Source organism: Micromonospora sp. NPDC048170 (assembly GCF_040652795.1).
Taxonomy (GTDB): domain Bacteria; phylum Actinomycetota; class Actinomycetes; order Mycobacteriales; family Micromonosporaceae; genus Micromonospora.
On record NZ_JBEZMR010000003.1, the window covers coordinates 135,516 to 159,828 of the forward strand.

20 protein-coding genes are annotated in these 24,313 nt (G+C 73.4%); 11 read left to right on the top strand and 9 right to left on the bottom strand.

All coding sequences use genetic code 11. The features are described from left to right. Window positions 1–36: 36 nt before the first annotated feature. The 6 genes from AB0D32_RS07205 to AB0D32_RS07230 all read left to right on the top strand — a co-directional run bounded on the left by AB0D32_RS07205 (window position 37) and on the right by AB0D32_RS07230 (window position 4,163). Window positions 37–387 (top strand): hypothetical protein, encoded by a 351-nt coding sequence (locus AB0D32_RS07205; protein ID WP_357085981.1) that lies wholly within the window; start codon window positions 37–39, stop codon window positions 385–387. 26 nt (window positions 388–413) lie between these two features. Next, the gene (locus tag AB0D32_RS07210) at window positions 414–716 is read left to right on the top strand and encodes a WXG100 family type VII secretion target (RefSeq protein WP_357085983.1); all 303 of its coding nucleotides are present in this window, start codon (window positions 414–416) and stop codon (window positions 714–716) included. A gap of 121 nt (window positions 717–837) precedes the next feature. Continuing rightward, window positions 838–1,161, top strand: a complete 324-nt coding sequence (locus AB0D32_RS07215) for a hypothetical protein (protein ID WP_357085986.1) — start codon at window positions 838–840, stop codon at window positions 1,159–1,161. 4 nt (window positions 1,162–1,165) lie between these two features. Then, complete coding sequence (locus AB0D32_RS07220) at window positions 1,166–2,455, top strand: WXG100 family type VII secretion target (protein WP_357085988.1); 1,290 nt, start codon at window positions 1,166–1,168, stop codon at window positions 2,453–2,455. Further along, complete coding sequence (locus tag AB0D32_RS07225) at window positions 2,446–3,762, top strand: alpha/beta hydrolase (RefSeq protein ID WP_357085991.1); 1,317 nt, start codon at window positions 2,446–2,448, stop codon at window positions 3,760–3,762. Before AB0D32_RS07220 ends, AB0D32_RS07225 begins: the two co-directional genes overlap by 10 nt. Continuing rightward, window positions 3,759–4,163, top strand: a complete 405-nt coding sequence (locus AB0D32_RS07230) for a hypothetical protein (protein WP_357085993.1) — start codon at window positions 3,759–3,761, stop codon at window positions 4,161–4,163. Before AB0D32_RS07225 ends, AB0D32_RS07230 begins: the two co-directional genes overlap by 4 nt. 26 nt (window positions 4,164–4,189) lie before the next feature. Here the strand turns inward: AB0D32_RS07230 and AB0D32_RS07235 are convergent, their stop codons facing one another. The 4 genes from AB0D32_RS07235 to AB0D32_RS07250 form a co-directional block, all read right to left on the bottom strand. After that, window positions 4,190–5,440 (bottom strand): S8 family serine peptidase, encoded by a 1,251-nt coding sequence (locus tag AB0D32_RS07235; protein ID WP_357085996.1) that lies wholly within the window; start codon window positions 5,438–5,440, stop codon window positions 4,190–4,192. Then, window positions 5,437–6,699, bottom strand: coding sequence for an ATP-binding protein (locus AB0D32_RS07240; RefSeq protein WP_357085998.1), 1,263 nt, complete (start codon window positions 6,697–6,699; stop codon window positions 5,437–5,439). Before AB0D32_RS07240 ends, AB0D32_RS07235 begins: the two co-directional genes overlap by 4 nt. 213 nt (window positions 6,700–6,912) lie before the next feature. Next, complete coding sequence (locus tag AB0D32_RS07245; protein ID WP_357086000.1) at window positions 6,913–8,112, bottom strand: Cmx/CmrA family chloramphenicol efflux MFS transporter; 1,200 nt, start codon at window positions 8,110–8,112, stop codon at window positions 6,913–6,915. Between the two features lie 263 nt (window positions 8,113–8,375). Then, a complete protein-coding gene (locus AB0D32_RS07250; RefSeq protein ID WP_357086003.1) occupies window positions 8,376–9,638 on the bottom strand; it encodes a serine hydrolase domain-containing protein in 1,263 nt (420 codons plus the stop codon). A gap of 215 nt (window positions 9,639–9,853) precedes the next feature. Here AB0D32_RS07250 and AB0D32_RS07255 point away from each other — a divergent pair, with 215 nt between their 5' ends. The 3 genes from AB0D32_RS07255 (at window position 9,854) to AB0D32_RS07265 (ending at window position 12,711) form a co-directional block, all read left to right on the top strand. Beyond that, on the top strand, window positions 9,854–10,300 hold the full coding sequence (locus tag AB0D32_RS07255) for a hypothetical protein (protein WP_357086006.1): 447 nt from the start codon (window positions 9,854–9,856) through the stop codon (window positions 10,298–10,300). 210 nt (window positions 10,301–10,510) lie between these two features. Next, window positions 10,511–11,086, top strand: a complete 576-nt coding sequence (locus AB0D32_RS07260; RefSeq protein WP_357086009.1) for a TetR/AcrR family transcriptional regulator — start codon at window positions 10,511–10,513, stop codon at window positions 11,084–11,086. After that, a complete protein-coding gene (locus AB0D32_RS07265) occupies window positions 11,083–12,711 on the top strand; it encodes an isovaleryl-CoA dehydrogenase (RefSeq protein WP_357086013.1) in 1,629 nt (542 codons plus the stop codon). Before AB0D32_RS07260 ends, AB0D32_RS07265 begins: the two co-directional genes overlap by 4 nt. A gap of 44 nt (window positions 12,712–12,755) precedes the next feature. On the opposite strand, the gene AB0D32_RS07270 is transcribed toward AB0D32_RS07265, so the two are convergent. From AB0D32_RS07270 to AB0D32_RS07290, 5 genes are all read right to left on the bottom strand, one after another. Beyond that, window positions 12,756–13,394, bottom strand: a complete 639-nt coding sequence (locus tag AB0D32_RS07270; protein WP_357086015.1) for a DUF3105 domain-containing protein — start codon at window positions 13,392–13,394, stop codon at window positions 12,756–12,758. Further along, window positions 13,387–13,983 (bottom strand): flavoprotein, encoded by a 597-nt coding sequence (locus AB0D32_RS07275; protein ID WP_357086018.1) that lies wholly within the window; start codon window positions 13,981–13,983, stop codon window positions 13,387–13,389. Before AB0D32_RS07275 ends, AB0D32_RS07270 begins: the two co-directional genes overlap by 8 nt. Next, a complete protein-coding gene (locus AB0D32_RS07280; RefSeq protein WP_357086021.1) occupies window positions 13,980–16,184 on the bottom strand; it encodes a peptidase domain-containing ABC transporter in 2,205 nt (734 codons plus the stop codon). Before AB0D32_RS07280 ends, AB0D32_RS07275 begins: the two co-directional genes overlap by 4 nt. Window positions 16,185–16,198: 14 nt before the next feature. Further along, window positions 16,199–19,228 carry a type 2 lanthipeptide synthetase LanM family protein gene (locus AB0D32_RS07285; protein ID WP_357086024.1) on the bottom strand — a complete coding sequence of 1,010 codons (3,030 nt, stop codon included), beginning with the start codon at window positions 19,226–19,228 and terminating at the stop codon, window positions 16,199–16,201. Window positions 19,229–19,311: 83 nt separating this feature from the next. Next, on the bottom strand, window positions 19,312–19,491 hold the full coding sequence (locus tag AB0D32_RS07290; protein ID WP_357086027.1) for a mersacidin/lichenicidin family type 2 lantibiotic: 180 nt from the start codon (window positions 19,489–19,491) through the stop codon (window positions 19,312–19,314). Between the two features lie 364 nt (window positions 19,492–19,855). On the opposite strand from AB0D32_RS07290, the gene AB0D32_RS07295 reads away from it, so the two are divergent. Then, complete coding sequence (locus AB0D32_RS07295; protein ID WP_357086030.1) at window positions 19,856–22,453, top strand: AAA family ATPase; 2,598 nt, start codon at window positions 19,856–19,858, stop codon at window positions 22,451–22,453. Window positions 22,454–22,634: 181 nt separating this feature from the next. Next, a complete protein-coding gene (locus AB0D32_RS07300; RefSeq protein ID WP_357086034.1) occupies window positions 22,635–24,218 on the top strand; it encodes a DHA2 family efflux MFS transporter permease subunit in 1,584 nt (527 codons plus the stop codon). Window positions 24,219–24,313: the final 95 nt, after the last annotated feature.

Here is a 24,313-nt window from a genome sequence, read left to right on the forward strand (position 1 = left end):
TCGGCGCGCGACTCCGCCAAGAGGAGGTGACCCGACGTGGCCAGTCCCGGATACCAGAGCGATGCCGCCGCGATGACGCGAGCGGTCAGCGGGTTCGACGAAGCCGCCACCAACGCGGCTCGGACCATGTCCCAACTGGAGAGCGAACTCGTATCGGTACTGAGCCGGTACGCCGGTAACCAGGCCACCGCGTTCTGGCAGCTGCAGGGCCGGCTGCAGGAGAGCATGCGGATCGCCTCACGGGAACTGCAGACCATGTCCGGTCTGGTCAACGAGAGCTTCCGCAACTACAACACCGGTGACGTGGCGGCGGCCGACTCCCTGCGGGGCCTCAGCGGCGCCGTGGGCGAGGGCGGCGCCGTGCTCAGCCGGTTGGCCGGTGCCTGAACCTGCCCGGAAAGGGGTGATGTGAGATGTCCGCCGATGTGATCAACGTCGAATTCGCCGCGCTGCGTGCCGCCGCCGACTCGTTGCAGGTCAAGGCCCAGGCGCTGAACGGCCACATGGACCAGTTGCAGAGCAGCCTGGCCCCGATCAAGCAGACCTGGTACGCCTCCGGCAGCACCGCCGGTCAGTCCGCGGAGCAGTCCGAGACGCGGCTGCGGGCGGCACTGGCCGACATCATCGCGGTGATCGGTCAGTTCTCCAGCAAGGTGCACGAGGCGCACGACACCCAGTTGGCGCTGGAGAACAGGAACACCAGCTTCTTCGCCTGAGCTGGGCGATCGGCGGCGGCGTGGAGTGAGGGCGGAACCCGCCCCCACTCGACGCCGCCGCCCCCGCTGGCCGCCGGTCGGCGCTGTTCTCAGCCGAGCTCCGAGACAGGAGAGCGCGACGATGTCCCAGGAGGAGTCGTTCCGGGTCCACCTCGAATCGCTGCTGGCCTTCGCCCGCGAGTTGGAGGACCAACTGGAGGCGATGCGCAGGCCGACGGACGGCCTCGGCCAGTTGCGCATCCGCCCGGTGCTGCTCGGCGAGTTCGGCGAGGCGGTGTCGCTGGTCGATCGGCACCGGGCCGCCGCCGAGCAGATGCATGAACTGCTGCACACCGTGCGGGAGGCGATCGCCTTCGCCAACGACGTGACCCGCATGATCGCGGACGGGTACGCCGACCACGACATCGGCGTCGCCACGTCCTTCCGGGCCCACGGAAGGGACTGACACGATGCCGCGTGGACGCGGTCGGGCGCGTACCGACTTCAGCCAGTACAGCCATCAGCAACTCGCGCAGATGCTGCACGCCGGCAGGCCGGAATCGGCAGCCGAGGCGGCGGAGAGCTGGGGCGCCGCCGGCACCGCGCTGCACGAGCGCGCCGGCGACATCGAACGCCAGCTCCGCGAGTTCGAGCAGTGGTGGGACGGCGGCGCCGCCCGGCAGTACCAGACGATGATCAACGACCTGACCTCGGGCATCCGGCAGGTGGCCAACACCGCGTTCTCGGTACGGGACCTGGCCCACTCGTCCGCCGAGGCGCTCAGTACGGCCCAGAAGGCGATGCCCGCCCCGGTCGCGGTACCCGACCTCGCCCCCTCCGTCATCGCCGCCGCGACGACGCCGCTGGTCGTGCCGGCGGGCACGCCGTCCACCACGATCGACGCGCTCCGCCAGCAGCAGGCCGAGGCGGTGACCGAGGTCCGGGCCCAGCAGCAGGCGCAGGCGGCCTCGAACGCGGCCCACCAGCAGGCGGTGCAGGTGATGTCGACCCTCGCCACCGAGTACGTCACCACCGAGGACTCGATGCCGGTCACCCCGAACGCCGCCTCCCGGCCTGCCACGGGCACGCCGATCGAGGAGCCGGCGCCGGTCACGCCAGTCCCGCCGCCGGTTCCGCAGCCCGGTGGAGGCCCGCCGTCCGTACCGGCCGAGACACCTCCGAACGGGGCTCCGGGCGACCCGAGCCAGGTACCGCCGGCGGTTCAGCCCCGGCCGCTGTTCGGCACGATGTTCACCGCCGGGTTGGCCGCGGCCGCCGCCGCGCTCGGCGGGCGGTTCGCCACGGTGCCGCCTCGACTGGGGGGCAAGCCGAAGGCGGAGAACAAGAACACCGCCCCGGTGGCGACGGCCAACGACAGGGACGCCGGCGGCGGCGCCCGGATTTCCGCTGGCGGTGTGGGTGGCGGCGGAGGCGGGGGCGGGGGAGGAGGCGGCGGCGTCGACCTGTCGCCGGTGGCGAACCAGTCCCTGGCCGGTCAGGCCGGCGGCCCGGCGGCGAGCGGGCTTGCCGGAGCCGCGGGGACCGCCGCCGGGGTGGCGGCGGCGAAGGGCATGGCCGGCGGCTTCATGCCGGCGATGCCGTTCGCCCCGATGGGCGGGGGCGACGCGGCGGGCGGCCGGCGTATCCCGCCCTGGCTGGTCGAGACCGAGGACGTGTGGGGCGAGCAGTCGGTGGTGACGCCGGCGGTGATCGGCGAGGAGTCCGAGTCGGACCAGCCGGGCAGCCGGTCATGGAGGTGACCACCGCCGGATTCCGGGCCGTTCCGGGCGCGCTGGACACGGCGGCGACCGAGCTCACCGGCAGCGCCGACCGGTTGAACGCCATTCGCGGGCAGCTCAGCACGCCGACCGTCGACGGCAACGCGTTCGGGTTGGTGCCGCAGTCCCAACGGGCCATGCAGGCGCACGGCAGCAGCCTGCACCTCAGCGGCGTCGAGCTGGAGTCGGCGGCGACGCAGACCCGGCGGCTGGCCACCGGGGTGACCGCCGCGGTGACCAACTACCGGCGGGGCGACACCCAGGTCAGCCAGGCGTTCCGGCAGCTACTGGGTGGTCTGGCCGGTGCCACGCCGGCCGCCGCCGGGGTCTCCGCGCCCGCCGGCACCGCCCCGTTCGGCGCCCGGATCGCGGCCAACCGTTCGGCGGTCACCGCCGAGCTGGCCGCCGAACGCCAGCGCCTCGCCGGCTATCAGGCCCAGCTCACCGGGGACCAGGCCGTCGACCACCGGCTGCGCGAGACCATCACCAGGTCGCAGGCGCGCATCGAGTTGTACGAGAGCATCATCGCCGAGAATCGCAAGATCCTGTCGCTCGACCCGTCCGGTGACGGATCGATGGTCGAGTTGGTCGGCGACATCGACGCCGGCACCCGCAACGTCGCGGTGTTCGTCCCGGGCACCACCTCCGAGCTGGCCAACTTCGAGCGGTACCACGACGGTGCGGTCGGCTTCGTCGACGCGGCCCCCCGCCGGGACCTGGCCATGGTCGTCTGGATGGACGGTGACCTGCCGTCCAACCTGTTCCCGCAGGCGCCGTCGGCCAGGTACGCCGACGAACTCGGGCCCAGGCTCGCCGACTTCTCCGGCCAACTGCGTGCCGAGATCGCCGGCTCCGCCGCGGCCGGCAACGACGTGCAGGTGACCTTCGCCGGCCACTCGTACGGCGGCGCGGTGGTCGGCACCGCCGAGCAGCACGGGTTGGACGCCGACCGGGTCCTGCACATCGAGTCGGCGGGCATGGGGCACGACGTGGACGGGCCGGAAGACCTGCGTCCCGCCCAGCCCGACGTGCAGCGCTACTCGATGACCGCGCCGGGCGATCCGATCGCCTGGGTCCGGGACATCAACATCGGCAACTGGGGGCACGGGGCCGACCCCGACGAGTTCCCGGGTGTGATCCGGCTGGAGACCGGCAACTACGCCGACGGTCGACCGCTGGAGGGTGCTTCCGCGCATTCCGACGTGCTGACCTACCACAGTGACGCGTGGTGGAACATCTATCAGGTGTTCACCGGTGGTCCGCTGGTGACGGTACCGTCGGTGCCGTGACCGAGCCGATCGCCTTCGCGCCACTGGCCGCCGTGGCCGGGCCGTTGAGAGCCGTGCTGGACGGGATCGCGGTGCGGTTCGGCGCCGACGTCCGGATCAGCCGCGACGAGCAGCTCGACTGCGACCCGTTCCGGCCGGCCGGGGTGCCGAGCGAGTCGGTGCGCTGGGAGTACAACCTGCGGGTTCCCGCCCTGCCCGGTGCCGCCGAGATCCTGCTGACCGAGGTGGTGCCGGAGCTGAGCGCGGACGGTTGGCGGGCCACCGACCGCAGCGGCGAGGCCGAGGTGGCCTACCAGTTCCAGCGGGACGGGACGAACCTCGGCGTACACATCTCCCGCGACGGCACCGGCGACGTGGTGGTGGGCGGCTCAAGCCGCTGCGTACCGACCGAGGGGCCGTAGCGGCAGCGCGCCACGGGTGGGGCCGGTCAGCTGCCGGGCCGCCAGCCGCGGTCCCGGCCTCGCCGCGCCACGGCCGTACCGATGCCGAGCAGCAGCGCCGCCACGAGCCCCGCCGACGCCAGCGGCAGCACCCACGGGTGCACCTGGGGGCCGGGGTCCGGACGGGCCGCGGCGACCGGCTGCGCACTCGCGCCCACGGCTCCCGGCGGATCCTCGACCCCCTCGGCGGCCACCGCCCGGTACGGGTCCACCATGCCCCAGCCGAGCTGCGGGTGGTGCCCGTCGAACGCGGTCCGGTGCGCGGTCGACTCGATCCGCCGCACCACCTCGGCGGTCCTGAGCTCCGGCCGGTACGCCCGCAGCAGCGCGGCCGTGCCCGCCACGAACGCCGCCGCGTAGGCCGGATCGTCGACCGTGGGTGAGTGTCCCAGTCGGCCGCCGGCTCCGGCGGAGAGGCTCAGCAGTTGCTTTCCCGGCGCGGCCACGCCGATGTGGTCCCCGGATTCGGTGGAGGTCACCGCCCCGTCCGGCCCGAACGCGCCGACCGCCAGTACCCCGGGCAGCGCGGTCGGGTAGCTGGTCGCCCCCCTGGCCGGCGGGCCGGAGGCGGCCGGCGACACCACCACGATGTCGGCCGCGATCGCCCGCGCGGTGGCGGCCCGCAACTGGGCGGTGTTCCTGGTGGCCGGTATCACCACGTAGATCACCCGGGCCCGGGCGGCGACCGCGACGTCGATGGCGGCGGCGAGCCGGCCGGGATCGACGGCCCCGTCACCCTGGCTGGTGGTCTGGGTGTAGCGGACCGGGAGCACGGAAACGCCGGGCGCCAGACCGGCGAAGGTCGTCTCGTCGTGCGGCCGGGCGGCGATCAGGCCGGCGGCGAAGGTGCCCCGGCCGTCACAGTCGTCGGTGGCCCCGTCCCGGTTGAGCAGGACGTCCCGGCCGTCCTCGACCTGACCGGGGCGGAACTGTGCGTTACGGGCGTCGACGCCGGTGCCGAGCACCGCGACCCGCACCCCGGAACCGGTGCTCAGTGGCCACACCCGGCGCGGCCCGAGCAGGTCCGTCGCCCACGGGTTGCCGGCGGTGTGCACCCCCGCCGGCCGGGTGCAGCCGGCCGGGGCGGCGGTCACCGGCAGCGCCCAGACCAGTGCGCCGACGACGCCCGCCAGCGCGCTTACGACGCTCGCCAGCGCGCCGCAAGCGAGTCGCCGCCCTGCCGGAGCCGATCGGGCCGCCGCGCCGGTGCCACGCCTGGGCCGGCCCGACCGGATCATGCCGGCACCCGCAGGGTCACCCTGGTGCCGCGGCCGGGCCAGGACTCCACGGTCGCCTTGCCGCCGACCTCGCGCAACCGGGCCATGATCGACTCCCGGATGCCGAACCCGGGTCGGCCGAGGACGTCGAAGCCGCAGCCGTGGTCACGGACCACCACGACCAGGGCGCTGCTCTCCTCGTCGGCGCGGACCACCGCGTCACCGATTCCGGCGTGCTTGGCCACGTTGCCCAGAGCCTCCCGCACCCCACCGATGACCGCGTCCCGGTACGGGCCGGACATCCGGCTGCCGGCGCCGGCAGCCACCGCCAACTCCACCCGCAGCCCGCGCCCCGCGAGCTCCTCGACCAGTCTGGCCAACCCACTGGCGAGCGGGTTGTCGTTGCCGGCACCGGGCTCGTCGAGCGCCTGACGCAGCCGGGCGGCCTGGGCCCGGGCGGTGGCCCGCACCTCGGCGAGCTGCACCGCGGGCGAGGTGTCATCCGCCGAGCTGTGCAGGGCGATCGCCTCCATGGTCTGCAACACCGTGTCGTGCAGCGACCGCAGCCACCGGATCCGCTCGGCCTCCCGGCCAGCCCGGATCCCGTACGACATGGCCAGGTGCAGACTCAGCCCACAGACCACGAGCGCCGCCAGCGTGACCACCACCGCCAGCCCGAGCCACCCGGCCCTCCCGGCGAGCGTCGCGCTGTCGGCGGCGGCGCCGAACGCGCCCATGGCCAGCTGTGCCGGCATCGACAGCAGCACCGCGAGCACGCCACCGAGCAGGCCGTACGCGCCGGTCACCAGGACCACGCCACCGGCCAGGTAGGCCCAGAAGACATCGGTGTGCGGCGCCACCGCACTCGCCCCCACGTTCACCGCGTACGCCACGGCGAGGTCGACCAGCACGGCCCCGCGTACCCGTTCGAGGTCCACGGTCGGCCGCCGACAGACCGTGACGATCGCCGCGACGTTGGCGGCCAGCAGCAGGGCCGCAACCGGCAGCAGAGCCACCAGCGCCACCGGGTCGCCGCGCACCACGAGCAGGCCCAGTGCGACCGGCAGGACGCACACCCGGTATGCCAGCGCACCGAGCAGCAGACAGCGCGAGGTCTGCCGGTGCAGCGCGGCACCGATGCTGCCGCCGACCGGATCGAGACCCTGTGCGGAGGGCGCCGACATCCACATCGGACGGCGCTGCGGTGACGCGACCCCCGCCACGGCGCGGGTCAGCAGCGCGAACGTCACGCCCGGCACGGCGGCCCTGTCGACTGTCACGGACCCTCCCGCGCTGCGCCGACCAATGCCCACGCGTCAGCTCCTTGTCCACATCACGGACCGCGCGTCGCGACTGGCCCACACGAGGATCGTGGCCAGTTTTCCCGACATTTGACCTTTGAGGCAAGAGCTGACCGCCATTGACCCGGATCGACGCCGGAAGTGCAGAGCGTGGTGCGACGGCGTTCGACGAGCCTTCGCGCCCATCGATGCTCAGCGGGGCGTCCGCACGCGTCGGCGTACCGCCTCGTTGCCTCCACCAGCCGCGATCACACCCCTGAAGGGGAGTGCCACGAGCAGCGCGACCGCGACGAGGAGACCGCTTCCCCAGAATGGCCCGACGTTTCCGAGTGCGGTGTTGAGCGTGGTCGCGGCGACGACCGGTCCGGCGGCGGCGCCGACGTTGAGTGCGGCGGTCGCGTACGAGCCGCCCATGGTGGGTGCCCCCGCCGCCTCGTACAGGACCCGCGCGATCAGCGTGCTGCCCAGTGCGAACGACAGTGCCCCCTGGACGAACACGAGGACGAGCAGAGCGGCCGGTTTCCCGGCCAGCACCGCCAGGGCGAGCCAGCCGACGAGCAGCAGCGGGCCTCCGGCCGCGACGACCAGGCCGGGACGCTGGTCGGACAGCCGTCCGGCGACGGTGACACCGACGAACGAACCGACACCGAAGATCACCAGTACGACGGAGACCCACAACCCGCCCAGCCCGGCGGTGTCGGTCACGACGGGAGCGAGGAAGGTGAAGCTTCCGAAGGTCGCCGCGTTCACCAGTGCGCCGAGTAGCATGACCAGGATCAGCCGCGGACGCCTGAGCTGGGCGAGCTCCGAGCGCAGGGCCGGCCCCCCGGTCTCGTCCTCCTGCGCGGGGCGCGCCGGGATTCCTCTGAGGATGCCGATGGCCGCGGGCAGACAGAGAACGGCGACGGCCCAGAACGTGGCCCGCCACCCGAGCATCGCGCCGAGTGCCGCCCCTCCCGGAACCCCGGCGACCGTGGCCGCCGTCGTGCCCGACAGCAGCACGGCGAGCGCGCGTCCCCGCCGGCCGGGGGCGACCAGCCTGGCGGCGACCGTCAGCGCCACGGCGAGGAATCCCGCGTTCGCGAGCGCGGCGACCAGCCGGGTCACGAACAGGACCAGGAAGCTCGAGGTGGCAGCGCCCACGAGGTGAGCGGCCAGGAACACGAGGACGAACCCGAGGAGGCTGGACCGCCCGGGCCAGTTGCGGGCGAGCCCGGCCATGAGGGGGGCGCCGACGACCATTCCGATCGCGAAGGCCGAGGTGAGCAGGCCCGCTGCCCCGACGGTCACGTCGAGGTCCGAGGCGATGGCCGGCAGGAGACCGGCGAGCATGAATTCCGAGGTGCCCATGGCGAACACGGCCACGGCAAGCAGGTACAGCGGGCGAGGCATCGAGTGGCTCCGAGGTGAGGAGAAGAAACGAGAAGAGACGTCTCGTCACCGCGGTCAGCGCCCACGAACGAACGCGTCCGGCCGCAGGTTGCGGCGGGACGGCGGAAGCTGGGAACTCAGTGGTTCAGGGGGCTGACGGCGTGACCGAAAGCCCTCACCCTGGATGCCTCGGGGCTCGACATGGCCCGCACGTTACCCCAGCGGCGCCGGGCGACACGCGTCGGTTTCGCGCGCGTCGCCCCGGGGGGATCGAGCGACGCCGGTCAGAAGTAGCCGGGGAAGAGGTCGGTCGTCGGCCAACTCGTCACCTTGCCGATCTCGGCGTTGATCCGTGGGCTCAGCACGTTGAAGTCGAGGCTGCCGGCCTCCTCGCGCCGGTTGAACAGGGCGGCGTAGGTGAAGCCGTTCTGTAGCCGGGCGAGATAGGTGTAGGTGCCGGGCAGCGAGCCGTCGTGCCAGGTGTTGAGGTTGCCGGTGACCTGCCGTACCCACCAACCGGCCCCGTACCAGGAACCGCTCTCGGTGACCCCGGTCTCCGGCTTGGCGAACATCCCGGCGATCGAGGTCGCGTTCAGCACCGGGCCGGCGGCGTCGAACACCCGCGCGAAGCGCACCAGGTCGACCGCCGAGGCGAGCCAGCCGCCGCCGGGCCCGCGGTTGGCCATGCTGAATCCGCCGTACGGGGTGGGCACCACCGTGCCCGACGCGTCGGTGACGGTGCGGCTGGTGTACTGCGAGTCGTAGACCACCTCGGTCGGGGCGGCCTCCGCGCGCAGGGTGCGGCCGAGCCGCATCCGGGTGATGCCGACGGGGGCCAGGAGCTTCTGCTTGACGTACGACTCGTAGCTGGTTCCGGAGACCTTCTCGACGATCCGGCCGAGCAGCAGGTAGCCGTAGTTGCTGTAGGCGTACCGGGTGCCGGGGGCGAAGTCGAGCGGGCGGCTGGAGGCGTACCGGATGATGTGGTCCTGGCTGATCGGCAGCGGCACGCCGAGCGAGCCCGAGATCGTGTGGTCCAGGTACAGGTAGTCGCCGGAGAGGTCCCGGTCCCAGCCGCCGGTGTGGTGCAGCAGCCGCCGGACCGTGACGTTCGCCAGCCGGGGGTCGGTGGCGATCGACAGGCCGAGCAACGGGGCAACCGGTGCGTCCAGGTTCAGTACGCCGTCCTGGGCCAGCCGCAGGACGGCGGTGGCGGTGACGTGCTTGCTCAGGCTGGCGATCCGGAACAGCGAGGTGGGGGAGACCGCCGGGACGGTGGTGCCGCCGGTGGCGTAGCGGTAGCCGCGGGCGAGCACCAGTCGGCCGTTCTTGGTGATCGCGAGCTGCGCGCAGGAGATGCCGCGTTCGGTGACGTAGGTCTTCAGGACGTTGTCGAAACCGGCGAGCGCCGCGGGCGCGACCCCGGAGGTCTCCACCGTCGCGGCCGTCGCTGTCGGGACGGCCGACGCCCGGGCGGCGCCCGCGCCGAGCGCGATGGCGGGAAACAGTCCCGCTCCTGCGGTGATGATCCGTCGCCTGTTGAGCATCTTCACTCCGGTCGTCGTCGGGCCCGATGGCGGGCGAAACAGTCCCGAACCACCACGCCCGGTGGCAGCGGCGGTGGAGTCTACTGTGGTCCGGGATTCGCGGCGGTGACCGAACCTGCGACCGGAGCCGCCGGGCGTGCCCAGGCCGGCACGGTTGCCGGGCCGTGCAATCATGATCGCCATCGGTCGAAAGTCGACTGTGGAACGGGGGATTGGTGACCTTGAAGAGAATTCTCTCGATGCTGATGGCGTTGGTGACCGGCGCGACGGTCCTGACGGTCGGCGCACCCGCCGCCCAGGCGGCCGGCTCCTGCTCGGGCACGATCATCTACAGCCAGGTGCAGTCGTCGGGCTACGGCGAACTGGTGATCTACTACAACAGCAGCAACGGGGGCACCAACAGCGCGTGCTTCTACCACCGTGGCGCGGCGTACGGGAAGTCGGCGCCCACCTTCGTGCAGATCTACCGCTGCGCGGAGCGTTCGGGTGAGGGCGCGCACTGCACCCGCTCGGGCAGCGCCGACACCGATTCGGGTGACTTCAGCTACCACGCCGGCCCGGTCGGCGTCACCGGCACGGCGAACTACTGCGTCGAGGCGGTCGGCTACATCGGTTGGGCCGGCCAGCGCCACCAGATCTTCAGCCGGCGTCAGGGCTGCTGACCCGCTCACATCCTGACCTGCCTGCGGATCGACGGCTCCGTGGATGAAAGGCCACCTCCCGAATCAGGGAGGTGGCCTTTCTGTTGGTGAGAGCGGGATCGCCTCGTGGGGCTGACCGCCAAGCCCTGACGGGCCCGTACGGCGGCACCCTTGTCGCCAAGGACTGAATGATGGTTCAATCCTTGCGTGGTCTACCGGAGCACCGATCGCGTGAGGGCTCGGCTGAGCGCGTCCCGGGAACGGATCGTCGCCGCCGCGCTGGAGATCACGGCCGCGCACGGGTACGCCGGCTGTTCGGTCGCCGCCGTCGCCGAGCGGGCCGGGATGGCGACCGGCAGCGTCTACCGGCACTTCCCCACGAAGGCCGACCTGGTCGCCGAGGTGTTCCGCACGGCCTCGCAGCGCGAGGTGGACGCGGTGGCGCGTGCGGCGGCGCTGGAGACCACCGTCGCCGAGCGGGTGTCCGCCGTCGTCGAGACGTTCTCCGGCCGGGCACTGCGGTCCCCACGACTGGCGTACGCCCTGCTCGCCGAGCCGGCCGACCCGGCGGTCGACGCCGAGCGGCTCGTCTTCCGCCGTGCGTACGCCGAACTGATCGCCGGCTACGTCGCCGAGGGGGTGGCGAACGGCGAGCTTCCCCCGCAGGATCCCGAGCTGACCGCCACCGCGTTGGTCGGCGCCCTGGCCGAGGCCATGGTCGGCCCCCTGTCCGCCGGGGTCGCCGGCCCGGACACCATCGCCCACCTGACCACGTTCCTCCACCGCGCGTTGGGAGTGTCGCCGTGACGACGCACGAGGTCTTCAACCAGGTTCCCCCGCTGGCCGGGCACGACGCGGCCGACGACCCGGCGCTGCTCGACGGGCTCGAACGTGAGGGCGCCGGCTGGGCCACCGCCGAGCTGCACGAGCTGGGCCGGCTGGGCGGCGCCGAGCAGGCGATCGACCACGGCCGGCTGGCCAACGAGCACCCGCCGGTCCTGCGCACCCACGACCGGCACGGCAACCGCGTCGACGAGGTGGAGTTCCACCCGGCCTGGCACGAGCTGATGCGGGTCGCGGTCACGCACGGCCTGCACGCCGCACCGTGGGCGGACGACCGGCCGGGCGCACACGTGGCGCGGGCGGCGAAGTTCTACACCTGGCGCCCCGACGCCGGCCACGGCTGCCCGATCTCCATGACGTACGCGGCGGTGCCGGCGCTGCGGCACGCCCCGGAACTGGCCGCGACGTACGAGCCGCTGCTCACCGCCACCACGTACGACTTCGGGCTGCGCCCGCCCCTGGCCAAGCGGGGACTGCTGGCCGGCATGTCGATGACGGAGAAGCAGGGCGGCTCGGACGTCCGCGCCAACACCACCACCGCCCGCCCCGAGCCGGACGGCACCTACCGGCTCCTCGGGCACAAGTGGTTCACCTCGGCGCCCATGTGCGACGTCTTCCTCACCCTCGCCCAGGCGCCGGGCGGGCTCACCTGCTTCCTCGTCCCGCGCGTCCTGCCCGACGGCACGGCCAACCCGATGCGGCTGATGCGCCTCAAGGACAAGCTCGGCAACCGGTCCAACGCCTCGGCCGAGGTCGAGTACGAGCACGCGGTCGCCTGGCGGGTCGGGGACGAGGGCCGTGGCGTACGCACCATCATCGACATGGTCAACCTCACCCGCCTCGACTGCGTCATCGGCGCGGCGGCCGGGATGCGCCAGGGCGTGATCACCGCCGCCCACCACGCCGCCCACCGGCAGGCGTTCGGCCGGTACCTCGTCGACCAGCCGCTGATGCGCAACGTGCTCGCCGACCTCGCGGTCGAGTCCGAGGCCGCCACCGTGCTCATGATGCGGCTCGCCGGAGCGACCGACCGGTCCGCGCGCGGCGATGCCGGCGAGACCGCGTTCAAGCGCCTCGCCCTCGCCGTCGGCAAGTACTGGGTCTGCAAGCGCTGGCCGGGCCACGCCGCCGAGGCCCTCGAATGCCTGGGCGGCAACGGCTACGTCGAGGAGTCGGGCATGCCGAGGCTGTTCCGCGAGTCCCCGCTGAACTCGATCTGGGAGGGCTCCGGCAATGTCGCCGCGCTGGACGTGCTGCGCGCCCTCACCCGGGAACCCGAGGTCATGCAGGCGTTCCAGGCCGAGGTGACCGCCGCCGCCGGCGCCGACGCGCGCCTCGACGCCGCCGTACGCCAGGTGCGCGCCGACCTGTCCGACCACGACGACCTCGAACTGCGGGCCCGCCGCGTCGTCGAACGGCTCGCCCTGGTCCTCCAGGGCTCGCTGCTGGTGCGGCACGGGCACCCCGCCGTCGCCGACGCCTTCTGCGCCTCCCGGCTCGGCGGCGACCACGGCCAGGCGTACGGCACGCTGCCCCGCGGTGCCGACCTCACCGCGATCATCGCCCGCGCCGTACCCAAGGTGGGCTGACCGGAGGCGGCGGGCGCGCCGGGCCCCGCGCGGGACAGCCGCGGTCACGCCCCCTCCGGTTCTGGCGAGTCGGTCGGCGGGTGGGCGGCGAGGAAACGCTCGATGACGGCGCCGCTGACCGATCCGCACAGCAGGCGGTAGCCGGCCGTGGCGCCCCAGCGGCTGATGCCGACGCGGCGCCCCGGCGGGAAGCGGCCGTAGGACCTGTCCCACGGCGCGGCGACGAACTTGGCGGTCCGCTCGTCGGCGCCGAGCCTCGCGGCCAGGCCGCGCAGGGCCTCCACCTGGGGCGCCGGCAGGTCGTCCGAGTACCAGACCACCGTGTAGCCGTGCTCCAGGTTGTGCACCAGCACCTCCACCGGGGGCCGGTCACCGGCCAGGTAGAACCGGCGCATCGGCGCGGGCAGCTCGTAGTGCGGCCCGGACGACGGCGGCACCGTCAGGTAGGCGACGCGCGTCCCCCGCCCGACGTGGACCCCCTTGCCCGACACCGGGTCGGTCAGCTCCGGATCGCAGCCGGCCGCTGTCTCGGCCACCCCGAACGACGCGATCGGCGCGGGCGGCGCCAGCCGCTGCCGTACGACCGGCACCGCCACCCAGCCGGTCAGACCGACGCCCAGCAGCGCCATCAGGCCCGCCACCCACCGCGACGCCCGCGCCTCGCGCCCGATGACGTCAGCCATCGGAGGCCACCTTGCCCACGTCCGGCCCGGATCCCGCCGAGGACAGGTGACCCACCGCCCACTCCAGCACCGTCTCGATGCCGGGCACGCCGATGCCCGTGGCGGTGCCGGAGCTGAGCGCGATGACCCGTGAGGGCGGCACGACGCCGTACCCGTCCGCGCGCAACTGCGCGACGTTGCGCTGCACGGCGGGCTTCTCCCACATCCGCACGTTCATCGCGGGTACGAACACCACGGGTGCGGCGGAGGCCAGCACGCACGCCGTGACCAGGTTGTCGGCCATGCCCAGCGCCGCCTTGGCCAGGGTGTTGGCGGTGGCAGGCAGCACGAGCACCAGCTGCGCCCACTCGGTCAGGTCCAGGTGGGGGACCCCGGGCTGCCCCCGGGGCTCCTCGACGGTCACCGGATACCCGGTGACCGCCGCCAGGGCCGTGGGGGTCACGAACGTCGCGGCGGCCCCGGTCATCACCACCCTCACCTCGAGACCGAGCGCGTGCCTCATCGCCAGCAGCGACTGCGGCAGCGACATGGCGCCGCTCGATCCGCAGGCGGCGACGAGGACCCGCTCGAACGGCAACGTGACACTCATCGGTGGCTCCCTCCGGCGACGGCCGGCTCGTGCTCCGCCGGCGCGTCGGCCTGTACGTCTGTCGGGGTGTCGAGCTGTGCGCGGACCATGTCCGCGTACCTGCCGCCGAGCGCCAGCAACTCGTCGTGGCCGCCGCGCTCGGCGACCGTGCCCCCGTCGAGCACGAGGATCTCGTCGGCGTGGCGCACCGTGCTCAGCCGGTGCGCGATGATGATCTGGGTGCAGCGCAGTGCCGCGACCGCCTGGCTCACCCTGCGTTCCGTGGCCACGTCGAGGTGGCTCGTCGCCTCGTCCAGCAGCAGGATCACCGGCTCGCCGGCGAGTGCCCGGGCGATGGAGAGGCGTTGCCGCTGCCCGCCCGAGAGCGCCTGGCCGCGCTCGGCGACCCGGGTGTCGTACCGCATCGGCATGGCCTCGATGTCGGCGTCGATGGCGGCCAGCCGGGCGACCCGCCGCACGTCCGCCAGAGGCAGGTCCGGGCGGGCGAGGGCGATGTTGCGCCGGATCGAGTCCCGGAACAGGTAGCTCTCCTGGAACACCACGCCGAACTGGCGACGCAGGGCGTCCGGGCCGATGCGCTCCAGCGGCACCCCGTCGAAGTGGATCTGACCGCCGGTCGGCCGGTAGAGCCCGGTCAGCAGCATCGCCAGGGTGCTCTTGCCGCTGCCCGAGGCACCCACGACCGCCACCGTCCGGCCGGGCTCGACGGTGAACGAGACGTCCCGCAGCACGTCCGGGCCCGTGCCGTCGTACCGGAAGCTGAGCCCGCGCACCTCGACCCGCCCGCGCAGCGTCGGCGACAGCAGTTGCGACGCGTCCTCGATCTCGGGACGGGCGGAGAAGACGTCGCGCAGCCGCTGCACGGTCGAGGCGACCGACTGGAGTACCTGTGCGCTGGCGACCAGCGAACCCAGCGGGGCGATCGCGGCCAGCGCCAGCATCTGCAGGCCCATCGCGTCACCCAGACTCATGCCGTCGGCGAAGATCCGGTACATGCCCAGCCACAGCAGGGCCAGCGGCCCGACGAGCCGTACGGTCGCTGCCACGTTGTCGACGGTCGCCGACAGCCGGCTGCGCGCCCGATCCACCGCGAGCGCCGCCGAGTAGCGGCCCAGCCAATGGTCGTACACGTGCTTCTCGGCGCCCATCGACTTGATGGTGGCGATGCCCGACAGCGCCTCGATGAGCACGCTCTCCGCCTCCGCCTGCACGGTGAGCTGTCGGTGGTTCAGGTGCAGCAGGCGCCGGTTGACCGCCGCGACCGCGCACACCTGGACCAGGCCGATGCCCAGCGCCACCGTGGCGAACCCGACGTCGGCGACGAACAGCACCGCGAAGTACCCGACCACCAGCGCGCCGTCGATCACGGCGGTCAGCACCTGGGTCGTCACGATCTCCCGCAGCAGCACGCTGCTCGCCAGCCGCTGCATCAGGTCCCCGCTGGAGCGCTGCTGGAAGAAGCGGAACGGCAGGCTCATCAGGTGGGCGAAGAGCCGGGTCATCAACTCCCGGTCCACCCGCGACTGGAGGTTCACCAGCAGCATCGAACGCAGGTGCGCCAGGCCGAACTGGGTCAGGGCCAGCGCCAGCACGGCCAGGCCGAGGTAGGGCAGCAGCCCGGTCTCGCGCGCCGGCAGGATCGCGTCGAGGGCGGTCGACATGGCCAGCGGCAGGGCGAGCCCGAGCAGTTGCAGGACCACGGAGACGGACAGCACCGTCCACAGCGCGGGCAGGAAGGCGCGCGCCATCCGGTAGCCGCGGCGCAGCCACGGCGTACGGGGGCCCGCGACGCTCCTGGCCGGGCCGGCTGTGGTCGTACGGCCGGTGAACACCAGCACGGTGCCGGTGAGGAACTCGGCCGCCTCGGCGAACGGGACCGTCCGGCGGCCCAGGGCGGGGTCCACCATCGAGAACCCGTGCCGGGTGCGGCGCTCCACGACGACGAAGTGCGAGCCCTCCCAGTGTGCGATCAGTGGCATCGGCAGCGACGCGAGGTCCTCCGGGGCCGCCCGGTAGGCGTTCGCGCGCAGCCCCATCTCGCCGGCCGCGTCCAGCAGGGCCAGTGCGCTGACCCCGTCGCGGCCCACGCCGAGGTGCTCGCGGCACCCGGCGAGCGTGGCGCGGACGCCGGCGTGGCGCAGGACCATCGCGAGGCAGGCGGCGCCGCAGTCGGCGTCGGTCATCTGCAGGACGACGGGCACCCTGCCGCGTCGCCTCACGGGGTGCCCGCCAGGGTCAGCAGCGACGGCACGCGCTCCGGCTCCGCCAGCCGCATCAGCTGGTACCCGATCCCGGCCAGCCCGGTCATCAGCTCCGGCGAGTCGAGCCCGGCCGGGTTGGCGCAGCGCCACCCGTGGGCGGCCACGTCGCGCAGCACGCCGTCGACGACCGCGCCGACCGCCGCCGGGTCCGCCCCGGCGAGCAGCGGCAAATCGAGGTTGCCGAGATCGCCGTGGCACAGGGAGTGGTTGCGCCCGAAGCCGTGCGTGAACGTCGTGCGCAGCGCCACCCCGATCTCGGCGTCGAGGCCGTCGAGCAGCGGCAGCGGGCGGCGGGACAGCGCCTGCCGGATCCGCACCCGCGACAGCCCGATCCCGGGCGCCCCGTGGCACCAGGCGTTGCTGAGCAGGCCCGGCCGGCGCAGGTCCGCCCAGTTGCCCGAGGCCGGGTCGAACAGCGAGCGGTCGAACTCCAGCGCGGCCCGTCCGGCCTCGGCGTAGCGCTCCTCGCCGGTGACGCTCCACAGCTCGAACAGCGCCGCCGCCACCCCGGCGGCGCCGTGGGACAGCCCGCCCAGCCCGAGGGCCGGGCCCGTCGCGAGCAGGCGGTCGCCGAGGCGGCACGCCAGGTCGACCGTGCGCTGCGGGTCCGCGCCGCAGGCCAGCACGGCGAGCACCGCGCCGGCCAGCCCGTTGACCACGTCGGCGTCGTCGGCGCCGTCGGCGAGGGCCTCCAGCCGGCCGAGTGCCAGATGCAGGCCGCGACGGACAGCCGGGTCGTCGCCCCACAGGGCGGCCAGGTGACCGTACGCGTAGCACAGGCCGCCCCAGCCGTTGAAGGCGCCGACGGCGGTCGTGGGGAACCCGTCGGTGCGTAGCCGGTCGCCCAGCCGCCGTGCGATCCCGGCGGCCAGGTCGGTGAAGTCCTCGTGCCCGGTGGTCTCGCCCAGGTAGCCGTAGAAGAGGGCCAGGCCCGACAGGCCGTCGTAGAGACCGGCTCCCATCGGCGCCGGCGCCCAGCGGGCACCCACGGTGGGACCGAACGTGAACCAGGTCCCGCCGTGAGCCGTCGCCGCGAGCCGCTCGCCGATCTCGGCGGCGTGCGCCAGCAGTGGCCGGAACGCGGACGGCTCGGCCGGCGCCGGCCCGGGACGCCAGCGCACCTCGGCGTGCGGGGCGTCGGGCATCTCGACCAGCGACGCGAACGTGGCGCGGATGAGCCAGACCTGCCGCTCCCGGTCGGCCTCGCCCAGGCCGGCGATGCGGCGCAGCGCCTCGTCCAGCGCCGAGCGGGCCAGCGCGCCGGGAAGTTGCCGGGCCTGGCTCGTCCACAGCTCTCGGGAGCCGACCCTGGAGGTGAACAGCGGCGTGTCCCCGGCGGCCAGGTCGGCGCGCTCGGCGGCGATCGTGGTGGCGAGGACCGGCAGTTCCTCCACGCCGACCCAGAGCCAGTCCAGCAGCCGGTCCCGGTCGAGGGCGTCGCGCAGGTGGTCGGTGTGCAGCAGCGCCTCCTGGAGCCGGGCGTAGGTGCGCGTCGGGCGCAGGACCACCCGGATCTCGTCGCCGGCGAAGGCGCGTACCCGGTCGGCCAGCACTCCGGCGTGGCGGTGCAGCAGGTCGTACGTGCGGCGGAAGCCGGCGACGACGTCGGTCTCGTGTGCGCGCAGGTCGGCGGGACGGACGCCCTCGGGAACGTCGGGCTTCCCGTGCCCGATGTGCACGCCCGGGACGTGCAGCTGCATCTCGTCGGTGCCCGCGCCGAGCCATTCGGCGCAGTTGCACGGCGCGGCCTCGCCCACCGGTTGCTCGGCCGAGGGCAGCAGGCCGACGGCGAGCACGGAGGCGGTGACGGCCTCCCCGGCGGCGGCGTCACGTGAACCGCGGGTCAGCGCCGGGGTGAACAGGGTCTCCAGGTCGACGAGCACCGGCGTGTCGCCGGCACCCACCACGTTGCGGGGGTGGCAGTCGCTGGCGCCCAGCGTGTGCAGCAGGGCGAGCAGGCTTCCGTAGCGGCGGGCGTAGCCGGCGACGGACGTCGGTCCGGCGGCGGCGACGAACTCGGACCAGCCGTAGCCGTCGCGCGTCACCACCGTCATGGTGCGCAGGCCCAGCTCGGGGTCCCGCCGGTTGAGCCAGCCCAGCAACTGCTGGAACCGGGCGTCCACGCCGAGGTCGCGGGGCTTGTAGACCACGCGCGAGCCGTCGTCGAAGCTGACCAGGCACACCCGGCGACCGCCCCGGTGGGCGTCACCGGCGGGCGTGAGCCCGGTGAGCCGCGCGCGCGGATCCACGCCGAGGGCCGGCGCGATCACGGCCCAGTCGGCGTGCAGCCGCCGCAGGAACTCGATGGTGGACGACCGCCAGGCGTCGACGACGTCCAGGAGTTGGCGGGCCAGGACGGGATACTCGGTGAGGAAGCCCGACGCGGCCGAGGGCTGCGCCATCCGGGCGAAGAAGGCGGCGAACCGCTGCGCCGGCGTCTGCCCGGTCAGCTCGCCGCGTACGCGGGCGACGTTCAGCTCCAGCACGCTCGCGCGGCTGAGCAGCCTGACCAGCTCGTCGAGCAGGTCGGCGATGCCGAGCGTGTCGGCGGTACGCGGATCGAGAGGCGCGGTGGGGCCGGCCAGTTCCGCCGCTGCCTCGCGGACCTGACGGCGGGCGTCGGCGAGGATCGGGGCGGCGATGACCAGCGCGTCGTCGAGCGGCCGTCCCGGCAGCCGTTCGGGGCGCCAGTCGTCGGGGCCCGGCCCGGCGTACAGGCGCTGCAACCGTCGCGACCACTCCGGGGGGTGCGCGATGCGTGCCGCGATCCGCGCGGCGGGCTCGTCGAGCAGGGACAGCAGGACGTCCTCGTCGCACGCGTCGGCGGCGAGGCGGCGTTGCCAGGCTCCGGCGGTGGCGAAGGCCTGCGAGTCGCGCCACCGGGAGAGCCGCCAGCGCGCGCGGTCGGAGACGGGGTACGAGCCGGCCCCGTCGACCGGGACACGCTCGGTGAGCGAGAGGGCGGGTAGGAACCCAACAGTCATCGCCGATCCTCGGGTGAGGGCGGTGGGCCGGAGCCCGGCAGGTGGCCGGGCTCCGGCGCCGTCGCCGTGATGGACAGGTCTCGTCAGCAGGGCGACATGCAGTGGCAGCACTTCTCGGTGTGCCCGTCGATCGGCGGCATGCCGCCGGCGACCGTCTCCAGCTCCTCGCGGCTCAGCTCGACCAGCCCGGCGGGGTGGTCGAGGGACGCCTCGCCCCGGTAGTACTCGTCCTTCCAGGCGCGGACGACGTCGGTGATCGACATCTGGTTCCTCCTTGGTCGCGACCGGCGGCCGGTGCCGCGGTCCGTCCATCTGAGACTCGTCGGGCGCACGGTCCGGGGCGTGAGTAGCGGGTACTCCATCGCAGTCGCGAAACAGTCACCGCCGGGTTCGCGCCACGACGCGGGCGACGGTGTCTGAAACCTGACGCCGCGAGGTGGCGTCATCACTGAAAAATAGCTACATGCGCAGGTCAGCATGCGTACACGGGTGCCGCCGGGGCTACTCAGGGCCGGCAGAACTTCGGTACTCAACGTTCGCGGGTGCCCTACCGTCATCCCCGCCGACAACCTCGCGCGCCGCTGACAGCGTCTGTCACGGCAGACCGTCTTGTGGGGGAGGGAACCGTTGTCCACACCATGGCCACTCGTCGGGCGGCGGCGTGAGCTCGACCGGCTGACCGACAGCCTGACCAGCGGCGTCACCCGGTGCACCCTCGTCACGGGGGAAGCCGGGATCGGCAAGAGCCGGCTGGCCACGGAGGTGCTGGGCGAGGCGGAGCGGCGTGGCTTCCTGGCGCTGTGGGTGACGGCGACGCCGGGCTGGCAGAGCGTGCCCTTCGGCGTGCTCGCCCAGCTCGTCGCCCAGCCGGTGGGGCCCTCGGTCGCCGAGGCCTTCCGCGACGTCGCCACCAGGCTGCGCGCCATCGCCGGGGCCCGGCCGGTCCTCGTCGTCATCGACGACGTGAACTGGCTCGACGACGCCTCGTCGGCGCTGCTCGAACGGCTCGTGGCCGGCGAGGCGGTGCGGGTCGTCGCCAGCGCCCGCAGCGAGGCGGTCGCCAGCCCGGCCGTCACCGCCCTGCGTCGCCTCGGCCCCGTCGAGCGCGTGGAGCTGGCGGCGATGAGCCAGGAGGAGACAGCCGAACTCGTCCGGGCGATGCTGGGCGGGCCGACCGACGGCCTGACTCTCGCCGCCATCTGGCAGGCCGTACGCGGCAACCCCCTGTTCCTGCGCGAGATGCTGCGCGGCGGGCGGCAGACCGGCGCCCTCGCCCAGCGACGCGGCGTGTGGACCTGGCGCGGAACCCCGCTGGAGCACCCGCACCTGAACGACCTCATCGCCGAGACGCTCAGCCTGCTCGGTCCCGACGAGATCGAAGCGTTGCAGTACGTCGCACACGGCGAGCCCGCGCCGCTGCCTGTCATCGAGCGACTCGTCCCGGCGCAGGTCGCCGAGCGGCTGGAGGAGCGGGGGCTCATCGAACTGACCACCGGGGAGCAGCGCGGCCTGGTCCGGGTGGCACATCCGCTCTACGCCGAGGCGGCCCGCGCGAGCACCGGTGCGCTGCGCACCCGCCGCATCCTGCGGGAGCTGGCGGACGCCCTGGAAGCCACCTCGACGGCGCAGCACGAGGACCACCTGCGCGTGGTGTCGTGGCGGTGCGAGGCCGACCTCGCCGTCGACGAGGCGGACCTGCTGGCCGCCTCCGAGTCGGCGCTGCTGCGGCGCGGGGCACGCCTCGCCGAACGGCTCGCCCGTCGGGTCGCCTCGCCACGCGGCGCCCGCCAGCTCGGCCGCGCACTCGTCGCGCAGGGGCGCGGCGAGGAGGCCGACGAACACCTGCGCAGGGCGTACGAGACGCTCGACGACCCCCGCGACCGCGCCGAGACGGCGGCGCTGCGGGCGGTGAACCTGTTCTGGGGGCTACGCCGCCCCGAGGCCGCGAGCGGCGTGCTCGCCGACGCGGCGGCGACCCTGCCCGCCGCCGTCCACGACGGGCTGCTGACCGCGGTCGCCGCGATGGCCGTCTTCGACGGCCGGACAGCCGAGGGACGCGACACCGTCACCCGTCTCGGCCAGCATCCGCCGCGCGATCCGCTGCTGGGCATGGCCGGCACCCCGCTCCTGCCCTACCTGCTGGTCTTCACCGGAGAACCGGGCCGGGCCGCGGCGATGTTCGACGGTGACGAGGTCACCTTCCCGCAGGCCTGGCCCACCATGCGCGCCGCCACCCAGGCCCTGCACGTGCAGGCGCTGGTGATGTCCGGAAACCTGACCCAGGCGACGGAGTCGGCGGAGGCCTACTACCTGGACGCGGTCGACCGCGGCTCGTCCGACGGCGTCGCCCTGCTCGCCCTGATGGTCGGCAACTGCCGCTACCACCGGGGGCGGCTGCGCGACGCGCTGCGCTGGCTGCGTGAGGCCCGCGCCCTCGTCGACGGGCGGACGCTGTTCCCCATCCGTGGCTACGTCCTGTCGGTGGGCGCGTGGTTCGCCGCGCAGACCGGTGAGTCGCGCGACGTCCGGGAGGTCCGCGACGAACTGGGTGGGCCGCTTCCCGCGCACAGCCGACCCGCCGACTTCTGGGGCCTGGCCCAGGCCTGGACGCACGTCTCCGCCGGGCGGCTCGCCGTCGCGGCCGGGCAGCTCACCGCGCTGGCCGCCCGGGCCCGCGAGAACGGCGTGCTCACCATCGCCGCGCAGGCCCTGCACCTGCTGTCCCGGGTGGCGCCGTCCGCCTCGGCCGCCGCGGAGCTGCGACAGGTCGCCGACGCCTGCGACAGCCCGCTCTTCCAGCTCCACGCCGACCTGGCCGCCGCGCTGGCCCGGTCGGACCCCGACGCGCTGGAGCGGCTGGCGGGGGCGTTCGACGAACGGGGATACGCCTCCCTGGAGCTGGAGGCGACGGTCGCCGCCGGGACGGCCCGGCGCGGGCGTGGTGAACATCGCGCCGCCAACGCCCACGCCGCGCGCGCCGAGAAGCTGCGGCGGCACTGCGACGGGTACTGGCCGGCGTGGTGCGGGCTGGTCGAATCCGCGCCGAGCCCACTGACCGGCCGGGAACGCGAGATCTGCGAACTGGCCGCCACCGGGCTGGACAACAGCGCGATCGCCCACCGGCTGCGCCTGTCGGTACGCACCGTGGAGAACCACCTCCAGCGCTCCTACCACAAGCTCGGCGTGCGCAGCCGCCTCGAACTCGCCGGCTCGTTCACCGGATGACCGGGGACCTCGGCCCGACCCCGATCGGCGTACGGCATCATGGCGTTTCCCACACTCTGCCGGTCGGAAATCCGAACGCGGATCGTCGGCGCCGGTCGTTAGTCTTCCTGCGGACACTGCTCGGTACGTGAAAGGTCCGGGCGCGGCGCAGCGCCGGCCAACGGGGAATTCAGGAGATTTCGTGACACAGCAATCCATCGCGACCTCGGACAGGCTCGACGCCTCGGTCCTGAAGGTCGCCGGGGTCGTCGTCATCGGCGCGATCATGTCGATCCTCGACGTGACGGTCGTCAGCGTCGCCCTGCCGACCTTCCAGCGCGACTTCAATGCCTCGTACGCCGAGGTCGCCTGGACGATGACCGCCTACACGCTCGCGCTGGCCACGGTGATCCCGCTCAGCGGCTGGGCCGCCGACCGGTTCGGCACCAAGCGGCTCTACATGATCGCGTTGGCCCTGTTCACGATCGGCTCGGGGCTGTGCGCCACCGCCGACACGATCGGGCAGTTGATCGGCTACCGCGTGCTCCAGGGCCTCGGCGGCGGCATGCTCATGCCGCTGGGCATGACGATCATGACCCGGGCGGCCGGGCCGCACCGGATCGGCCGGCTGATGGCCGTCCTCGGCATCCCGATGCTGCTCGGTCCCATCGGGGGCCCGATCCTCGGCGGCTGGCTGATCGATGTCGCGAGCTGGCACTGGATCTTCCTGATCAACCTGCCGATCGGCGTCGTGGCGCTCGTCTACGCAGCCATGGCGCTGCCGAAGGACAATCCCGAGCCCTCCGAGTCGTTCGACTTCCTCGGCATGCTGATGCTCTCGCCGGGGCTCGCCCTCTTCCTCTACGGCGTCTCCTCGCTGCCCGAGACCGGCACGTTCACCGATGCCGAGGTGTGGGCGCCCATGCTCGTCGGCGGCGCGCTCCTCGTCGCCTTCGTCGTCTACTCCTTCCGGCCCCGGCACCCCCTGCTCGACCTGCGGCTGTTCGCCAACCGCAACCTCACCATCGCGACCGTGACCATGTTCGTGTTCATCATCGCGTTCATGGGCGCCGGCCTGCTGTTCCCGAGTTACTTCCTACAGATCCGCGGCGAGACGACGCTGGCCGCCGGCCTGCTGATGGCACCGCAGGGCATCGGCGCGATGGTGACCATGCCGGTGGCCGGGATGCTGGCCGACCGGATGCCCGTCGGCCGCACCGTGCCGTTCGCGCTGGCACTCATCGCCCTCGGCTTCTTCACCTTCACCCAGATCGACCCGCACACGTCGTACGTGCTGCTCTGCGGGTCGCTGTTCGTCATGGGCCTGGGCATGGGCGGCACCATGATGCCGATCATGACCTCGGCGCTGAAGACCCTGAGCGCCCACGAGGTGGCCCGCGGCTCCACCCTGGTCAACATCATTCAGCAGATCGGCGGATCCGTCGGCGCCGCGATGATGTCGGTGATCCTCACCAACGAGCTGAACGGCTCCCGACTGATCCCCGGGGCGACCGACCCCAACGGTGAGCCGATGACCGAGGCCGGCCTCGCCATCGCCGTCCAGCAGCAACCGGAGTTGGCCCAGCAGTTCCCGGTCGAGCCGTCGCTCATCGAGCGTGGCCTCGACTTCGCCGCCAACTCGTTCGCCACCACGTTCTGGGTCGCGTTCGCGCTGGTGCTGGCCACGTTCATCCCGGCGGCGTTCCTGCCCCGCCGGCGCGAGCCGTCGCACCTGCTCGACGACCAGCAGTCGGGGCAGGCGAAGGCTCCCGTCATCATCCACTAGCCGCGCCGGTCGGGCCACCGGGAGCGCACCCGGCGGTCCGACCGTCCGGCGGAGCCTCGCGGGGCGGGCCGATCGTCCGCGGCCCCGTGCCGCTG